A 15,799-nucleotide genomic window follows, 5' to 3' on the forward strand; every position below is an offset into this window, starting at 1 on the left:
AGTGACCCTAGTGTTGGGTCACTTTAATCATCAGTAAAAAGAAGCCTAAAACTAACGCTGATGCGACCAAAATGTATACAAAGCCATTTTTACCTTGCTTAATTGGTACTCGATTGTGTTTTAAAAATAGGTACCATGCTACACACAGTACAATTGGCAACAAAAATAATATACGAAACATTTCTTAGCCTTTTTCAGTATTTACGTACACTTTAAGCATAAATATGCAGAATTTAAAGCGATACTTTCATCTTGTTTGACTTCCAATTGATCAATTTTTTGGTACAGTTAACCAGTTAACTATAGAGCACATGCTTTAATTTTAGCTACACTAAGACATGTATACTAATAAGGTCCATACCTAAAAGGTGGACATTTGTATAATTAATAATTCAAAGTGAAAATTATTAGTATATAATGTATCCAAGAGTGAGACGGGCAAATTTCACTCTTAAGTTTATTAATTTAAATCATCTAGTAGGAGATGTATTTTATGATGGGTAAAACAGTTTCTTCTGAAGAAAACTCGAAATTAACGAAATGGCTTAAAACTAAACGCCACGAGAAAGGTCACACAATGCGTAGCCTTGCGCAGGTTTTAGGTACACCGCATTCTTTTATCGGTAAAATTGAAAACCAAGAACGTCGACTAGATGTTATTGAATTCATACGTTATTGTGATGCTTTAGAAGTTGACCCGTACGAAGGTCTTAATTTGCTAAAAGACGCATAATTTTTTAGTGCTTTGTGGTGAAATAACACTACTAAAGTAATACAAATAGTGCAGGGAGGCGCTATTAAAATTTCACCATTTATCTCTCCTCTAAAATTACTTTCGTATCTAACTTGTTAAATCCCTTTGATGATAGTTGTTTTCTAGTGCATAAAGCTTATGCCTAATTAAAAATAAGAAAATTAATGAAGGTAAAACCATAAGTGCTGTCACTACAAAGAACATCGCCCAATTTCCTCCTAACCAGTCATCAATGAGCACGCCGCTATAACTTGAAAGTAAAGTTCTACCTAAATTACCTAATGATGCAAGTAGCGCATAGTGAGTGGCACTAAATGCTCGGTCGCAAAGCATAGATATAAACGCCACCATGGCAACGAGAGACCAAGCCTGTGTAAAACCATCAATAATGATTGCAAACGCGTAAAGGCTCAATTTAGGGCCTGCTATAGCAATCCAAGCGAAGGCGAGATTTGAGGCTGCCATCGCAATACCACTAATAAATAAGCCTTTAACAATGCCATATCGTTGGTTAAACAAACTACCTAGAAAGGTGAAAGCGATAGTAAGTACTGCCGTACCTACTTTTGAGAAGGTAGCAATATCGCTATTCGAGAAGCCCACTTCTTTATAAAACACGATAGACATTCGCCCTAAGAAGGCCTCGCCGATTTTAAATAAGAAAATAAAAGCTAATAAAGCCAATGCTGTTTTTACCCCGTTACGGGCGAAGAAGGTTCTAAAAGGATCAAAAACGGTTACAGCAAGCCATGCAATAACTTTAGCAAAGCGAGTTTGCGTACTACCAGCCAGCTTTTGTTGATAGGTTTGCTCAAGCTCTGCTTGAACTGCATCGCGATTTGATTCTGGTTCTTTCGCCCAAAATACGCTGCTCATTAATAGCAGCATCACGACAGATAGGAAAAAGTAAACTTGTGGCCAATCAATTGAAGGAATGTCGGCCATATAAAACGGTAGGGCGCCTAATAGAGCATAGCCGCTCCACCAACCTGAGGTTGCCATTGCTGCCGCTGCGGTGGCTTTATGGCTCTCATTTTCTGCCAAAGTGTCGATACGAAATGCATCAATAGCAATGTCTTGAGTTGCAGATGCTATTGCAATCACTAAACACAGTGCGGCAGCAAACCAAAGGTTGGCTTTGATATCGAGCCCTGCAAGCGAAAAGGTACCAATAAAAATGACTGACTGACAGAGTAAAATCCAGCTACGGCGCTGGCCTAGCCAGTTAAATAAAAAAGGTAACTTTACACGGTCAACGAGCGGTGACCATAAAAAGTTAATGCTATATGCACCAAACACGATGCCAAACAACCCAATCATGCTGCGGCTTAGGCCTTCATCTTTTAGCCAGGCCGACATGACAGAGCCAATCAATACCCACGGAAAGCCGCTGCTAATACCAAAAATAAAAATATTAATTAAACGTTTATCTTTGAAGTATGAGAAATACTCTGAAAAAGAAAGGGTTTTTGTCATAGTGTTGCCAGTTTAAGGGGCGTGCGCCCCTATTTGTTATTGATTAGCGTCAAGCACTTTTACGTTTAAGATAACAACAGGATCTTTGGGTACAAAGCTGTAACCAATTTTTTCATTGAAAGCAGTTTCGACACGCATGATTTTGTCTAGAGTTTCGTAGCCATCCATGACCATACCAAATACAGCAAAGCCCCAATCACGACCTGGATTAAGATGGTCGTTGTCGTCCATATTAAAGAAGAATTGACGCGTACCTGAGTGTGGTTTACGGTCTTGGTATGCCATTGCGATACTATACATATCGTTTTTTAACCCGTTGCCACTTTCATTGAAAATAGGGTCACCTTCGTACAGACCATCGTAGTCTTTATCGTAACCACCGCCTTGAATTACAAAATCACGTTCGTTGTCTTCATCACGTTCAACACGGTGAAATACACTACCTTGATAGCTACCATCGGCAACGTAAGTTAGAAAGTTATTTACTGTAATTGGTGCCCGTGAACGATCCATTTCGACCACAATACTGCCAAGCGTAGTAACAATTTCTACGCGCGGAAACATATTGTCTTTTTGAATAAACTTACCTTCAGTCGCTGCGAATGAACTGTGAGCAAAAAACAATAAAAAACTAAGTAATAAAATGCGTTTCATGGTTAACCTTCTAAATAGGCGATTAATTCTGGGTCAGATACAATGCGTGTTATAACCTGTTCAGTCAACTTATTAAGTTGACCTTCTATTTTTGCACGGTCATGACTGAGTGGTCCTTCAAGATTTGCGTTGCCGCGGTATATCTTAGTAAAGTTACTCGTACTTTTAATCACTCTTAAACCAAACTCCACATTTGCAGCACTACTGTGCGTCATCATCTTTTCGGTGACAGTTGCTTGCAACTTATGAATATCTAATTCAAAACGTGTAGTTGCTAAGTTTGAAATGTTTGCACCATTACGGCTTAGAGCACTGTCTAAGGCACTTTTCACAGAATCAGCTATTCCAGGGCTTGCAAGCGTTTTTACTTTGTCTGAACCAATGATTTTAAGGGTCACATTGTCACCACGTAAGTCAATTACGCTGGTGCTAACATTACTGTTAATAGTTGAAATTTTCCCGCCTTGATAAACGGGGTTCAAAATTAACTGATTTGGCTGATTGCTACACGCAGATAGGGCGGCTAGCAAGCATAAAGGAAGTATTTTTTTCATTTAGTTAGCTCCATTAATTATTCTTTGTAGCACTTAGTACGACAAACTTTTTATTAGATCCTAATAGCTTACAATTGCCGAACATGCGTTTTAACTTTTCATGATAGTCTAGATGACGATTACCAATAATTCTTAATTCACCACCGTGCTTTAATGTTTGTTTTGCCTGTTTGAACATTTGCCAAGCGATATGATCGGTGACCGCTTGCGCTTGGTGGAATGGTGGGTTACATAAAACAAGGTCAACACTGTCAGGTTGAAAATCGGTTAAACAGTCGTTTTGAACAAACTCACACTGGTCTAATTGCTCAGGTAAATTGTGAGTTATGTTCAATTTGGCAGATTCAACGGCCATGTAGGACTCATCAACGAAGGTTACATGGGCTTTAGGGCAACGTTTGAGAGTCATCAACCCAACAACACCATTACCACAGCCTAAATCAATGATGCTGCGGGCTTTACTTGTTTGTGGCAAATAGTTAAAGAAAAAGCGCGCGCCGATATCTAATGAGTCCCGAGAAAATACATTGGCATGATTTTGAATTTCAAATTCACTGCCTTCAAGTGGCCAGTTAACAGGAAAGGGGGCTACTTTATTAAGACCACTGGTTTTACTGATAATTAAACGGGACTTTTTAACCGCTAAGCTGGTTGATGTTTCACCGATATACTGACTAAAAGCCTTTATAGTTGAGTTATGAATGTCTTTCGTTTTTCCAGCTGCAATAACATCAATGTCAGCAGGTAAAGCTGCACTGATTGCGGCAAGTTGATGCTGAAGATAGCCTAAATTGCGTGGCACTTTTAATATCACTAAATCAACCTGATTAGGTAACGCAGCTAAAGAGTTCAACTGTGTTAGTGATTCGCTCGATAGCTCATTGACTTGTAAATTATAACGGGTAGCTTGATGACCAATATACGAGTCGTTAACTGAATAAACTGTTAACGTATTAAAGGCACAGGCTAAAGCGCCAAAGCTGTCATTGAGTATCAGGATTGAATTTGCATGTGGGTAGTGCTCTTGTACATAATTGACAAGATATTCATCGCCAGAGTCCCATGCTTGAAGACTGCGATTTTTTTGATCTAACGGAAAGCGTTCTAGGGTATAGGTGTTATCACCGAGCTGTGCTTGGGTGGTCATCATGATTTTACGAAAGTATTAATGTATAGGTAAATTCTAACATGCAACAGCCAAACGCCAACCCTAATCATCTACCTGATGGGTTTTCTTACCAAGCCAATACATTGAGTGCGCAAAAAAGCCTCGAGTTATTTTACTTTCTTCAGCAGCAGCTCAATTGGCAGCAACCGGCTATAAAAGTGTACGGAAAAAGCCATGTGATCCCGCGTTTGCAATGCTTTATTGCTGATCAGAACGTAAATTATGGTTACTCGGGTTCAAAATTAATCGTTGAGCCTTGGCCAGAGATACTTGATGCTATGCGTGTACGCTTATCAAGAACTTTGCAGATACCATTTAATGCGCTTTTAGTTAATTTGTATCGAGATGGTCATGATTGTATGGGCTGGCATAGTGACGATGAGAAAGAACTTGGTGAGCAACCAACAATCGCGTCTGTATCACTAGGGGCCGAACGGGTATTTAAAATAAAGCACAAATATAAAAATGAACAATATAGCATTGTGCTGCAAAGTGGTAGCTGTTTAATCATGAATGGTTTTAGCCAGCGCGATTACCAGCATAGTTTGCCGAAGCAGCAAAGACTCAAACACCCTCGAATTAACCTTACCTTTCGTTCAATCATATAAAATCATTGGCAAATTGAGCCATGCCCTTGATATAGTAGCTGGCAATTATTTTCTTATGAAAGGTCTATGACACATGTCAATGCAACAACAAATTGAGCAAAAGCTTGCTGCGGGTATCGAATGTAAACACCTGAATGTTGTCAATGAAAGCCATATGCATAGTCGTGGAACTGAGTCGCATTTTAAAGTGGTGGTTGTGAGTGAAGAATTTGCAGGTAAACGTTTACTTGCCCGTCATCGTCAAATTAATGAGCTATTAAAAGATGAATTAGCAAATCACATTCATGCATTAGCGATTCACACATTTACTCCCGAAGAGTTCAGTGAACAACATGGACAGGCACCTGAATCACCAAAGTGCTTAGGCGGCTCAAAGTTCGACTAAATTAGCAGGACAGTCACTCAAAGTTAGAAAGACAGTCACTCAAAGTTAGCAGGACAGTCACTCAAAGTTAGAAGGACAGTCACTCTAGACTGCTGGTTACTTGGGTGTTTTAAGCTCGAAAAATTTACGTGGGTCTGAAAAGTTTTACTGATCAGACCTGTATTTTAACTATTAGCCTTTAAACTAGCGCTAATTTTTATTGTGATAGATATAGGATGATCAATGGTCATTAAGCCGAAAATTCGTGGATTTATCTGCACTAACGCGCATCCAGTAGGGTGTGCTGAGCACGTACAAGAACAAATTAATTATGTGAAAGCGCAAGGACCACTGAGCAATGCACCTAAGAATGTATTAGTGATAGGTGCGTCTACAGGTTACGGCCTAGCATCACGTATCACGGCTGCATTTGGTGGCGGTGCTAAAACGTTAGGTATTTTCTTTGAAAAAGAAGGTAGCGAACGCAAAACGGGTTCTGCAGGTTGGTACAACACAGCAGCATTCCAAGCAGCCGCTGAAGAAGCTGGTTTATGGTCTAAAAATATCAATGGCGACGCGTTTTCTAACGAAATCAAGCAAAAAGCAATTGATACTATCAAAGCTGATCTAGGTAAAATTGATTTAGTTGTTTACAGCCTTGCTTCACCTCGTCGTACTGATCCAAATACAGGTGAGACTTACTCATCAACACTTAAGCCTATTGGCTCAGATATCACTACGAAGAACCTAAACACTTCAAAGCGTGTGATTGATGAAGTAACGGTTGAAGCAGCAAGCCAAGAAGACATCGACAATACAATTAAAGTAATGGGCGGTGAAGATTGGGAAATGTGGATTGACGCATTAAAAGAAGCAGATGTACTTGCTGATAACTTCAAAACGACTGCTTACACTTATATCGGTAAAGAGTTAACGTGGCCAATTTACGGTCATGCGACAATTGGTAAAGCGAAAGAAGATCTTGACCGTGCAACGCAAGCAATCAAAGAGTCAACAAAAGGCTTAAATGGCGAAGCGTATGTTTCTTCATTAAATGCGGTTGTGACACAAGCAAGCTCGGCAATTCCAATTATGCCTTTATATATCTCTGCTTTATTCAAAGTAATGAAAGCAGACGGTACTTACGAAGGTACCATTGAGCAAATTCACTCACTATTTACTGAAAACCTTTACGGTGAAACACCACGTTTTGACGAAGGTGGTCATTTATTCCAAAACTACAAAGAGTTAGAAGATGATGTTCAAGCTCGTGTACAACATGTTTGGGATACAGTGGATACAGATACAATTGACGAATTAACGGATTACGTGGGTTACCATAATGAGTTTTTACGTTTATTCGGTTTTGGTATCGAGAGTGTAGATTACGAGCAAGATGTGAATCCTGATGTTGCGATTTCACAGCTGATCGATTAATCGCTGAACAAACTTGATTTTGTAAAGTCGCTTTTTTAAGCGACTTTTTTGTTTCTGGATGAAAATAAAACATCATCAATAGCACTTTGGTCTATATTGAATTTTATTCAAAAGGTTTTTGTAGTCTAAATAACCGTATCTGTCGTATAAATTTCATATTTGCTCTCGCATAGTCACCCTGATTGATGTTAAAATTCGGGCAATATATGTGAGGAGTTTACTGCGTTGCTTGTTTGGGGTGTTAAACAGGCTATTCTTTGATACTTAGAGTTTAACTTGAGCATATCAAATGGCGACGTGGTTGGTACGATTTTTCAGTTTCTTTCCGTTAATGTAATGCAAGTGCGTATGATCAACATAAAAAAAGGTCTGGATTTACCGATAGAGGGCGCACCTCAGCAAGTTATTCACGACGGTTCTGCCGTCAAACGTGTAGCTGTGCTAGGTGAAGAATATATTGGTATGCGTCCAACCATGCATGTTCGCGTGGATGACCAAGTCAAAAAAGGCCAGGTACTTTTTGAAGACAAAAAGAACCCAGGCGTCTTATTTACTGCACCAGCTTCTGGGGTAGTTAAAGAAATCAATCGTGGTGCTAAACGTGTGCTGCAATCTGTTGTTATTGAAGTTAATGGCAGTGAGCAAATCACCTTTGACTCTTTCAAGGCCGACGAGCTTTCGGGCTTAGACCGTGAAAAAGTGAAAGAAGTACTAGTTCAGTCAGGTCAATGGACAGCACTACGTGCTCGCCCATTCAGCAGAGTAGCTGCTTTGGATGCAAATCCTAGCTCTATCTTTGTAACGGCTATCGACACTAACCCGCTAGCTGCAGATCCTGCAGTAATCATTGCTGAGAACACTCAAGCATTTGAAGCTGGTTTAGCTGTGGTATCTCGTTTAACTGACGGCAAAGTATTTGTTTGTAAACAAGCTGGTAGCCAAGTGCCTAGTTCATCAATCCCTCAAGTAGAAGTACATGAGTTTGGTGGTAAGCACCCGGCAGGTCTTGTTGGTACACACATTCATAACTTAGACCCAGTTTCTGCAAGCAAGCAGGTTTGGCACTTAGGTTACCAAGACGTAATCGCGTTTGGTAATTTATTCCTAACAGGTGAAATCTTCACAGACCGTGTTGTTTCGCTTGCTGGTCCACGTGTTAAAAACCCACGCTTAGTGAAAACTCAGCTAGGTGCATCTTTAGATGATTTAGTTGCTGGTGAATTAGAAGACGGTGATAACCGTGTAATTTCTGGTTCTGTATTATCAGGCGCTATCTCTCAAGGTCCACACGCGTTCTTAGGTCGTTACCATGTTCAAGTATCAGTATTACTTGAAGGTCGCGAAAAAGAGCTATTCGGTTGGATCGCACCAGGTGCTAACAAGTTCTCAGTAACACGTACCTTCTTATCTCACCTTGCTCCTAGCCGTCTATTTAACATGACGACTTCAACAGGTGGTTCGAAGCGTGCCATGGTTCCAATTGGTAGCTATGAGCGTGTTATGCCTTTAGACATCCTACCTACACTATTATTACGTGATTTAATCGCACGTGATCTTGATGGTGCTATTTCGTTAGGTGCGCTAGAGCTTGATGAAGAAGATTTAGCATTATGTACCTTCGTTTGTCCAGGTAAATACGAGTACGGTTCAATCCTACGCGATTGCTTGACTACGATCGAGAAGGAAGGCTAGAGAGATGGGTTTAAAGAAATTTCTAGAAGATATTGAGCCGCATTTTGAACCGGGTGGTAAACACGAAAAATGGTATGCGCTTTACGAAGCTGCAGCGACTATTTTCTACACGCCTGGTTATGTAAATAAAGGCAAAACACACGTTCGCGATAACATCGACCTAAAACGTATGATGATTTTAGTGTGGATGGCGACGTTCCCTGCAATGTTCTTTGGTATGTTCAACATCGGTCATCAGGCCGCAGGTGCTTTAGCGCAAGGTTTTGAACTAGCAAACACATGGCAAGTTGGTTTGTTCCAATTATTCGGTGGTGAATTAACTGCTGACTCTGGTTGGGGCGCGAAAATGTTTTACGGTGCCTGCTTCTTCTTACCAATATACGCAGTAACATTTGCTGTGGGTGGTTTCTGGGAAGTGCTATTTGCTTCAGTGCGTAAGCACGAAGTAAATGAAGGTTTCTTCGTAACATCTGTATTATTTGCACTAATCCTGCCTGCAACGATTCCTTTATGGCAAGTTGCACTAGGTATTACGTTTGGTGTTGTAATCGCTAAAGAAATCTTTGGTGGTACAGGTCGTAACTTCCTTAACCCTGCTCTTGCCGGTCGTGCGTTCTTATTCTTCGCATACCCAGCGCAAATTTCAGGTGACACAGTATGGACAGCAGTAGATTCATTCTCTGGTGCAACTATGCTTGGCCAAGCTGTTGTTGGTTCACTTGATTACAGCAACATGGAGCTATGGTGGAATGCGTTCTACGGTTTCATTCAAGGTTCTATGGGTGAGACGTCAACACTAGCACTATTAATCGGTGGTTTATTCCTAATTTACGTGCGTATCGCTTCATGGCGTATCGTACTAGGTGTATTCCTAGGTATGGTTGCAACGGCATTCTTACTAAATACAATTGGTTCAGAAACTAACGCTGTATTTGCTATGCCTTGGCACTGGCACTTAGTTCTTGGTGGTTTTGCATTTGGTATGTTCTTCATGGCAACAGACCCTGTATCTGCATCATTCACAGACAAAGGTAAGTTCGCTTACGGTGCGTTAATCGGCTTTATGGTTGTAATGATCCGTGTTGTTAACCCGGCATTCCCAGAAGGTATGATGCTAGCAATCTTATTTGCTAACTTATTTGCACCATTATTCGATCACTTTGTAGTGCAAGCTAATATCAAGCGGAGGTTGGCACGTAATGTCTAGTAATAACGAATCAATCGGCAAAACGCTAACCGTTGTTGTTGCACTATGTTTAGTGTGTGCAATTATCGTATCGTTTGCTTCAGTTCAGCTTCGTCCTTTACAGCAAGCTAACAAAACACAAGATATCCAACGTAATATCTTAGCGGCTGCAGGCATTGAAGTATCAGGTACTGTGTCAGATACCTTTAACTCAAAAATTGAAGCACGTGTTGTAGACATGAACACAGGTGAGTTTGTTGAAGGTGCTGATCCTAACTCATTTGACTTCGAGAAAACAAAATTCGACCAAGCTCGTAGCTTTGCGTTGAAAGCAGAAGGAATTAAAGACATCGCTGGTATTCAGCGTATGACAAAAAATTCACCTGTATATATTTCGAAGAAATCTGATGGTTCTACAGACGCAATCATTCTACCAATCCAAGGTTATGGCCTTTGGGGTGTAATGTACGGCTTCTTAGCGCTTGAAAGCGATGGTGAAACAGTTAAAAACATCAACTTCTTCAAGCACAACGAAACGCCAGGTCTAGGTGGTGAAATCCAAAATCCACAATGGACTGCTAAATGGCAAGGTAAAGAGTTACCAATCAATATCATGAAGAGCGGTGCGAAGAACGAACATCAAATCGATGGTCTTTCTGGTGCAACATTAACTTCAAACGGTGTTGATCACACAGTTGACTTCTGGACTGGCGAGCATGGCTTTGGTCCATTCCTTGCGAAAGTACGTGAAGGAGCGTTGAAATAATGGCTGATACTAAAGAAATGAAGTCGGTCCTATTTGGCCCGGTATTCGCAAATAACCCGATCGCATTACAAGTACTAGGTATTTGTTCTGCGCTAGCGGTAACATCAAGCTTAAAAAATGCACTAATCATGTCAATCGCATTGACACTAGTAACTGCGTTTTCTAGCTTGTTTATTTCGTCAATTCGTAACCACATCCCATCATCTGTACGTATTATCGTGCAAATGACGATCATCGCATCACTTGTAATCGTTGTTGACCAAGTACTGCAAGCATTCTCTTATGCAACTGCTAAAGAGCTTTCAGTATTCGTTGGTCTAATCATTACAAACTGTATCGTAATGGGTCGTGCTGAAGCATACGCAATGAAGTCACCACCGTTAATGTCTTTCTTAGATGGTATCGGTAACGGTTTAGGCTACTCAGTAGTACTACTAACTGTTGGTTTCATCCGTGAGTTATTCGGTAAAGGTTCACTATTCGGTGTTGATATTATCCCATTAGTACAAAATGGTGGCTGGTATCAACCAATGGGTCTATTGATTTTACCACCGAGTGCATTCTTCATTATTGGTTTATTCATCTGGGTACTTCGTACCTTCAAGAAAGACCAAGTAGAAGCAAAAGCGTAAGGGGCGAGCAGTGGAACATTATATTAGTTTATTTGTAAAAGCGGTTTTCATTGAAAACTTAGCTTTAGCCTTCTTCCTAGGTATGTGTACTTTCCTTGCTGTATCAAAGAAAGTAACAACGTCAATCGGCCTAGGTGTGGCAGTTATCGTGGTACTAGGTATCTCAGTACCTGTAAATAACTTGGTTTATCACGCTGTTCTTGCACCAGGTGCATTAGAGTGGCTTGGCTACCCAGAAGCAGACCTTAGCTTCTTACGTTTCTTGACTTTCATCGGTGTTATTGCAGCACTTGTACAAATTCTTGAAATGGCATTAGATAAGTTCTTCCCTGCACTTTACAACGCGTTAGGTATCTTCTTACCACTGATCACAGTTAACTGTGCGATCTTCGGTGCGGTATCTTTCATGGTTGAGCGTAACTATAACTTCGGCGAGTCTGTTGTTTATGGTATCGGTTCAGGTGTGGGCTGGGCACTAGCAATTACTTTACTTGCTGGTATCCGTGAAAAAATGAAGTACTCAGACGTTCCTGATGGCTTACGTGGTTTAGGTATTACTTTCATCACTGTTGGTCTTATGGGTCTTGGCTTTATGTCATTCTCTGGTATTTCACTTTAATAGGTAGCGAGGATAAATCATGAATGAGATTTTCTTAGGCGTTGGTGTTTTCATCGCTATCGTTGTTATTTTAGTTTTAGTTATCATTGGTGCTAAATCTAAATTAGTAGCAAGCGGCGATATCATCATCGGAATTAATGGCGACCCAGAAAAAGCTATTAAAACATCTGCAGGTAGCAAGCTATTAGGCGCGCTAGCTGATTCAGGTATCTTCGTTTCATCTGCATGTGGTGGCGGTGGCTCTTGTGGTCAGTGTCGTGTACACATCAAAGAAGGTGGCGGCGATATCTTACCGACAGAACTTGATCACATCTCTAAAGGTGAAGCTCGTGAAGGCTGCCGTTTAGCGTGTCAGGTAAATGTTAAGAACGACATGGAAATTGAACTTGAAGAGTCAATTTTCGGTGTTAAGAAGTGGGAATGTACTGTTATCTCTAACGATAACAAGGCAACGTTCATCAAGGAACTTAAGTTACAAATTCCTGATGGCGAGTCAGTACCTTTCCGTGCCGGTGGTTATATTCAAATTGAAGCACCAGCTCACCACGTTAAATACGCTGATTTCGATATTCCAGAAGAGTATCGTGGCGACTGGAACCACTTCGGTTTCTTCGATCTGGAGTCTAAAGTAGACGACGAAACAATTCGTGCATACTCAATGGCTAACTACCCAGAAGAAGAAGGCATTATCATGCTTAACGTGCGTATCGCTACGCCGCCGCCAAGAGACCTAAGCCTTCCATGTGGTAAAATGTCTTCGTACATTTGGTCATTAAAAGAAGGTGATAAAGTGACTATTTCTGGCCCATTCGGTGAGTTCTTCGCGAAAGACACTGATGCAGAAATGGTATTCGTAGGTGGTGGTGCAGGTATGGCACCAATGCGTTCACATATCTTTGACCAACTTAAGCGTTTACAATCTAAGCGTAAGATGAGCTTCTGGTATGGTGCGCGTTCTAAGCGTGAAATGTTCTACGTAGAAGATTTCGACGGCTTAGCAGCAGAAAACGATAACTTCGTATGGCACACAGCACTGTCTGATCCACAACCAGAAGATAACTGGGAAGGTTACACAGGCTTCATCCATAACGTACTTTATGAAAACTACTTGAAAGATCATGAAGCGCCTGAAGATTGTGAGTTCTACATGTGTGGTCCTCCAATGATGAACGCGGCTGTTATCAACATGCTTAAAGATCTTGGTGTAGAAGACGAAAACATCTTATTAGATGACTTCGGTGGCTAACACCATACACAAAACAATTAGTTTTGGTTAGAATACAGGCCTCGTAGCACTTAGTGTTACGAGGCTTTTTTTATTTCTATACCGAACTCCGTGGTATCTACAAGGTGAATGCTATGAATAGAGTGTTTTATCGCCAAGGCTTGATGGCCTTTTTCCTATTAACTATGACTTTACTCATGGCTGGCTGCGGTCAATCAGATAAGGCTGAAGAGCTTTATTTTGAAGGTAAGACAATGGGCACCACTTATCACATTAAGGTGTTTGCAGAGTCTTCAAAGGTTGCAGGTGTTGATTTACACCCGGAAATTAAGCAAGTGCTTAAAGATGTAAATCAATCTATGTCGACTTACATTCCTGATTCAGAAATTAACCAGTTCAACCAGTTACCAGCAGGGCAGGTAATGCCAATAAGCGCTGATTTTAGAAACGTGGTAGCTGAATCAATTCGCCTTGGCGAATCAACAAAAACGTTAGATGTGACTATGGGGCCACTTATTGACTTGTGGGGCTTTGGTCCAGATAAAAAGCCGACTAAACGCCCAAGCGATGAAGCCTTGGCCGCAATGGTTGCCAAAATTGGTGTTGATAAGCTTGAACTTACAGATGCTGGTCTTATGAAGACGATTGATGGTTTAGAGCTGTCGTTTTCTGCTACAGCAAAAGGCTATGGTATTGATAAAGTAGCACAAGTGATAGAAAGCCATGGTTTCACTAATTATATGGTTGAGATTGGTGGTGAGCTTCGTGTGTCGGGTATTAAGCCAAACAACATCACTTGGAAAATAGCTATTGAGCAGCCTGATGCTGAGCCTGGCGTGCGTAAAGTACATAAAGTAATTGAGCCGGGTACTAATGGTATTGCGACATCCGGTGATTACCGAATTTTTTACGAAATGGATGGTGTTACCTATAGCCACTTAATTGACCCTGTAACAGGTATGCCGAGCCGTCATGATTTGGTATCAGTTACTGTTTTACACCCATCAGCGATGACTGCAGATGGCTTAGCGACGGCAATTACAGTAATGGGCATGGAAAAGGCGCAGAAATACGCCGAAGAGCACGATTTGCCGGTGTACTTAATTGGTAAGTCAGACAATGGCTTAGTAACTTATTCAAGCCCTGCATTTAAACCATATTTGTAGCAGGGCAAGAAGCCGTGTATACCCAAGCAGCCTCAAGATGCAGAATTCTGCGTTCCACAGGAGCTTAATATCAAGGCGTTATTTTGCAACAATGGCAGTCCCAGAACTAACAACGATGAGAGTAAGCGCCTGTGAAGCGACCAAAGGATTGGTTTAAAAGCGATTTATACCGCGTTATTGATTTTAACAATAGAACCACTATTGCTTGTAATCAATGCCTTGCCTAAATCGCTTTTAATTCTAACTGAAACTCGCACCTTGAGGTCGTTTAGGTATATAATACATGCAGCCTAATTAGTTGGGCTCGATTTAATTGCTGACGATAGGGGCAAAGCAATGTCACTTTTTCTTCTTACATTTGGTCTACTTATTTTAATTGTGGCGGCGATGGCTGTCGGCATGATTGTGCAAAAGAAATCTATGGCCAGTAGTTGTGGTGGCCTAGGCGCTGTTGGTATCGACAAAGCCTGCGACTGCGACGACCCATGTGACAAGCGTAAAAAGCGCATGGCAAAAGAACAAGTCTGGAAAGAGAATCAAATTCTTTAACCACAAAAAAAAGCGCCCAAAGGCGCTTTTTTAATACCTAAATTTTACAAGGACAGTCACTTTAAAACTATTTTGAATATTTACAAAGACAGTCACTTTTATCCATGAACTCATTCTTGCAGTAAAAAAGATTTTGTCTACACTTTAGTTACAGCTAATGCATTTCAATTTACCAGTTCAAGGAGTGGACGATGGCTTTAGCAAGGAAGCGGCAAATCTGTTTGTCGAATACCAAATATTATCATTGTGTATCTCGCTGTGTTAGACGTGCCTACCTTTGTGGAGAAGACACACTCACAGGCAAATCATATGAACACCGCCGAGTGTGGGTTGAACAGCGTCTGCTTGCTCTTGCAAAGGTATTTTGCATTGATGTGTGTGCTTATGCGGTGATGAGCAATCATACGCATCTTGTGCTTTATGTTGATAATAAAAAAGCAAATAGGTTATCGGATAAAGCCATTCTTTTACGCTGGTTTAAGCTCAGTAAAATGACGCCTTTAGGTCAAAAAGCCCTTTATGGTGAGCCGTTAAGTGATGGTCAACAAGTCTTCTTAAATAAAGAGGTTGCAGAATACAGAGCGCGCCTTTCGAGCATTAGTTGGTTCATGCGAATGCTAAATGAATATATTGCCAGACGGGCAAATAAAGAAGACGAGTGTACAGGGCATTTTTGGGAAGGGCGCTTTAAAAGCCAAGCTCTCCTTGATGAATCAGCGCTTTTAGCCTGCATGGCCTATGTTGATTTAAACCCTGTTCGTGCTAAAGCTGCAAGTACGCCGGAGCAATCGGACTATACCAGTTTTATAAAGCGATGCGAAAGCGCGAAGGAGTCAAAGCAACCTAAATTACTAGCTCGTTTTATTGGTGGCATGAGTAAGTATAAATCAAAGGGAATACCTTTTGAGTTAAAGTCATACCTGCTACTTGTGGAGCAAACTGGGCGTTG

At 40.9% G+C, this 15,799-nt stretch carries 18 protein-coding genes; 13 read left to right on the forward strand and 5 right to left on the reverse strand.

Translation table 11 applies throughout. From position 1 onward, the window contains the following. Positions 1–7 precede the first annotated feature (7 nt). Complete coding sequence (locus JIG37_RS12815) at positions 8–181, reverse strand: hypothetical protein (protein WP_171043836.1); 174 nt, start codon at positions 179–181, stop codon at positions 8–10. Between the two features lie 312 nt (positions 182–493). Here JIG37_RS12815 and JIG37_RS12820 point away from each other — a divergent pair, with 312 nt between their 5' ends. Further along, on the forward strand, positions 494–733 hold the full coding sequence (locus JIG37_RS12820) for a helix-turn-helix transcriptional regulator (RefSeq protein WP_054554271.1): 240 nt from the start codon (positions 494–496) through the stop codon (positions 731–733). A gap of 108 nt (positions 734–841) precedes the next feature. On the opposite strand, the gene JIG37_RS12825 is transcribed toward JIG37_RS12820, so the two are convergent. Genes JIG37_RS12825 through JIG37_RS12840 form a run of 4 tightly spaced genes read right to left on the reverse strand, consistent with a single transcriptional unit; the run spans position 842 to position 4,585 of the window. Further along, positions 842–2,230 carry an MFS transporter gene (locus JIG37_RS12825; protein ID WP_199529510.1) on the reverse strand — a complete coding sequence of 463 codons (1,389 nt, stop codon included), beginning with the start codon at positions 2,228–2,230 and terminating at the stop codon, positions 842–844. Positions 2,231–2,266: 36 nt separating this feature from the next. Continuing rightward, a complete protein-coding gene (locus JIG37_RS12830) occupies positions 2,267–2,884 on the reverse strand; it encodes a peptidylprolyl isomerase (protein ID WP_054554273.1) in 618 nt (205 codons plus the stop codon). 2 nt (positions 2,885–2,886) lie between these two features. Next, positions 2,887–3,438: a YajG family lipoprotein gene (locus JIG37_RS12835; protein ID WP_138618073.1), complete on the reverse strand. Its 552-nt coding sequence runs from the start codon at positions 3,436–3,438 to the stop codon at positions 2,887–2,889. 13 nt (positions 3,439–3,451) lie between these two features. After that, positions 3,452–4,585, reverse strand: coding sequence for a methyltransferase (locus tag JIG37_RS12840; protein WP_199529513.1), 1,134 nt, complete (start codon positions 4,583–4,585; stop codon positions 3,452–3,454). 41 nt (positions 4,586–4,626) lie between these two features. On the opposite strand from JIG37_RS12840, the gene JIG37_RS12845 reads away from it, so the two are divergent. The 12 genes from JIG37_RS12845 to JIG37_RS12900 all read left to right on the forward strand — a co-directional run. Then, positions 4,627–5,214, forward strand: coding sequence for an alpha-ketoglutarate-dependent dioxygenase AlkB (locus JIG37_RS12845; RefSeq protein WP_054554276.1), 588 nt, complete (start codon positions 4,627–4,629; stop codon positions 5,212–5,214). Positions 5,215–5,287: 73 nt separating this feature from the next. Next, the gene (locus JIG37_RS12850; protein ID WP_054554277.1) at positions 5,288–5,599 is read left to right on the forward strand and encodes a BolA/IbaG family iron-sulfur metabolism protein; all 312 of its coding nucleotides are present in this window, start codon (positions 5,288–5,290) and stop codon (positions 5,597–5,599) included. 222 nt (positions 5,600–5,821) lie between these two features. Continuing rightward, positions 5,822–7,015, forward strand: coding sequence for an enoyl-ACP reductase FabV (gene fabV / locus JIG37_RS12855; RefSeq protein WP_199529511.1), 1,194 nt, complete (start codon positions 5,822–5,824; stop codon positions 7,013–7,015). Between the two features lie 348 nt (positions 7,016–7,363). Beyond that, positions 7,364–8,707, forward strand: coding sequence for a Na(+)-translocating NADH-quinone reductase subunit A (locus tag JIG37_RS12860; RefSeq protein WP_054562348.1), 1,344 nt, complete (start codon positions 7,364–7,366; stop codon positions 8,705–8,707). A gap of 4 nt (positions 8,708–8,711) precedes the next feature. Further along, positions 8,712–9,914, forward strand: a complete 1,203-nt coding sequence (locus JIG37_RS12865; RefSeq protein WP_054554279.1) for an NADH:ubiquinone reductase (Na(+)-transporting) subunit B — start codon at positions 8,712–8,714, stop codon at positions 9,912–9,914. Further along, positions 9,907–10,659 (forward strand): Na(+)-translocating NADH-quinone reductase subunit C, encoded by a 753-nt coding sequence (locus tag JIG37_RS12870; protein WP_054554280.1) that lies wholly within the window; start codon positions 9,907–9,909, stop codon positions 10,657–10,659. Before JIG37_RS12865 ends, JIG37_RS12870 begins: the two co-directional genes overlap by 8 nt. Next, positions 10,659–11,291, forward strand: a complete 633-nt coding sequence (locus JIG37_RS12875) for an NADH:ubiquinone reductase (Na(+)-transporting) subunit D (protein ID WP_054554281.1) — start codon at positions 10,659–10,661, stop codon at positions 11,289–11,291. The genes JIG37_RS12870 and JIG37_RS12875 overlap by 1 nt, the downstream gene beginning before the upstream one ends. A gap of 10 nt (positions 11,292–11,301) precedes the next feature. Further along, positions 11,302–11,910: an NADH:ubiquinone reductase (Na(+)-transporting) subunit E gene (gene nqrE, locus JIG37_RS12880; RefSeq protein WP_016708692.1), complete on the forward strand. Its 609-nt coding sequence runs from the start codon at positions 11,302–11,304 to the stop codon at positions 11,908–11,910. Positions 11,911–11,929: 19 nt separating this feature from the next. Next, on the forward strand, positions 11,930–13,156 hold the full coding sequence (gene nqrF / locus JIG37_RS12885; protein WP_054554282.1) for an NADH:ubiquinone reductase (Na(+)-transporting) subunit F: 1,227 nt from the start codon (positions 11,930–11,932) through the stop codon (positions 13,154–13,156). A gap of 113 nt (positions 13,157–13,269) precedes the next feature. Beyond that, positions 13,270–14,301, forward strand: a complete 1,032-nt coding sequence (locus JIG37_RS12890; protein WP_138618069.1) for an FAD:protein FMN transferase — start codon at positions 13,270–13,272, stop codon at positions 14,299–14,301. 336 nt (positions 14,302–14,637) lie between these two features. Then, positions 14,638–14,850 (forward strand): (Na+)-NQR maturation NqrM, encoded by a 213-nt coding sequence (gene nqrM, locus JIG37_RS12895; RefSeq protein WP_055020649.1) that lies wholly within the window; start codon positions 14,638–14,640, stop codon positions 14,848–14,850. 191 nt (positions 14,851–15,041) lie between these two features. Next, the coding region (locus JIG37_RS12900; protein WP_199529512.1) for a transposase at positions 15,042–15,799 on the forward strand (758 nt) is incomplete at its 3' end.

The sequence above is a fragment of the Pseudoalteromonas sp. bablab_jr010 genome, from assembly GCF_016464105.1.
Lineage (GTDB): Bacteria > Pseudomonadota > Gammaproteobacteria > Enterobacterales > Alteromonadaceae > Pseudoalteromonas > Pseudoalteromonas simplex.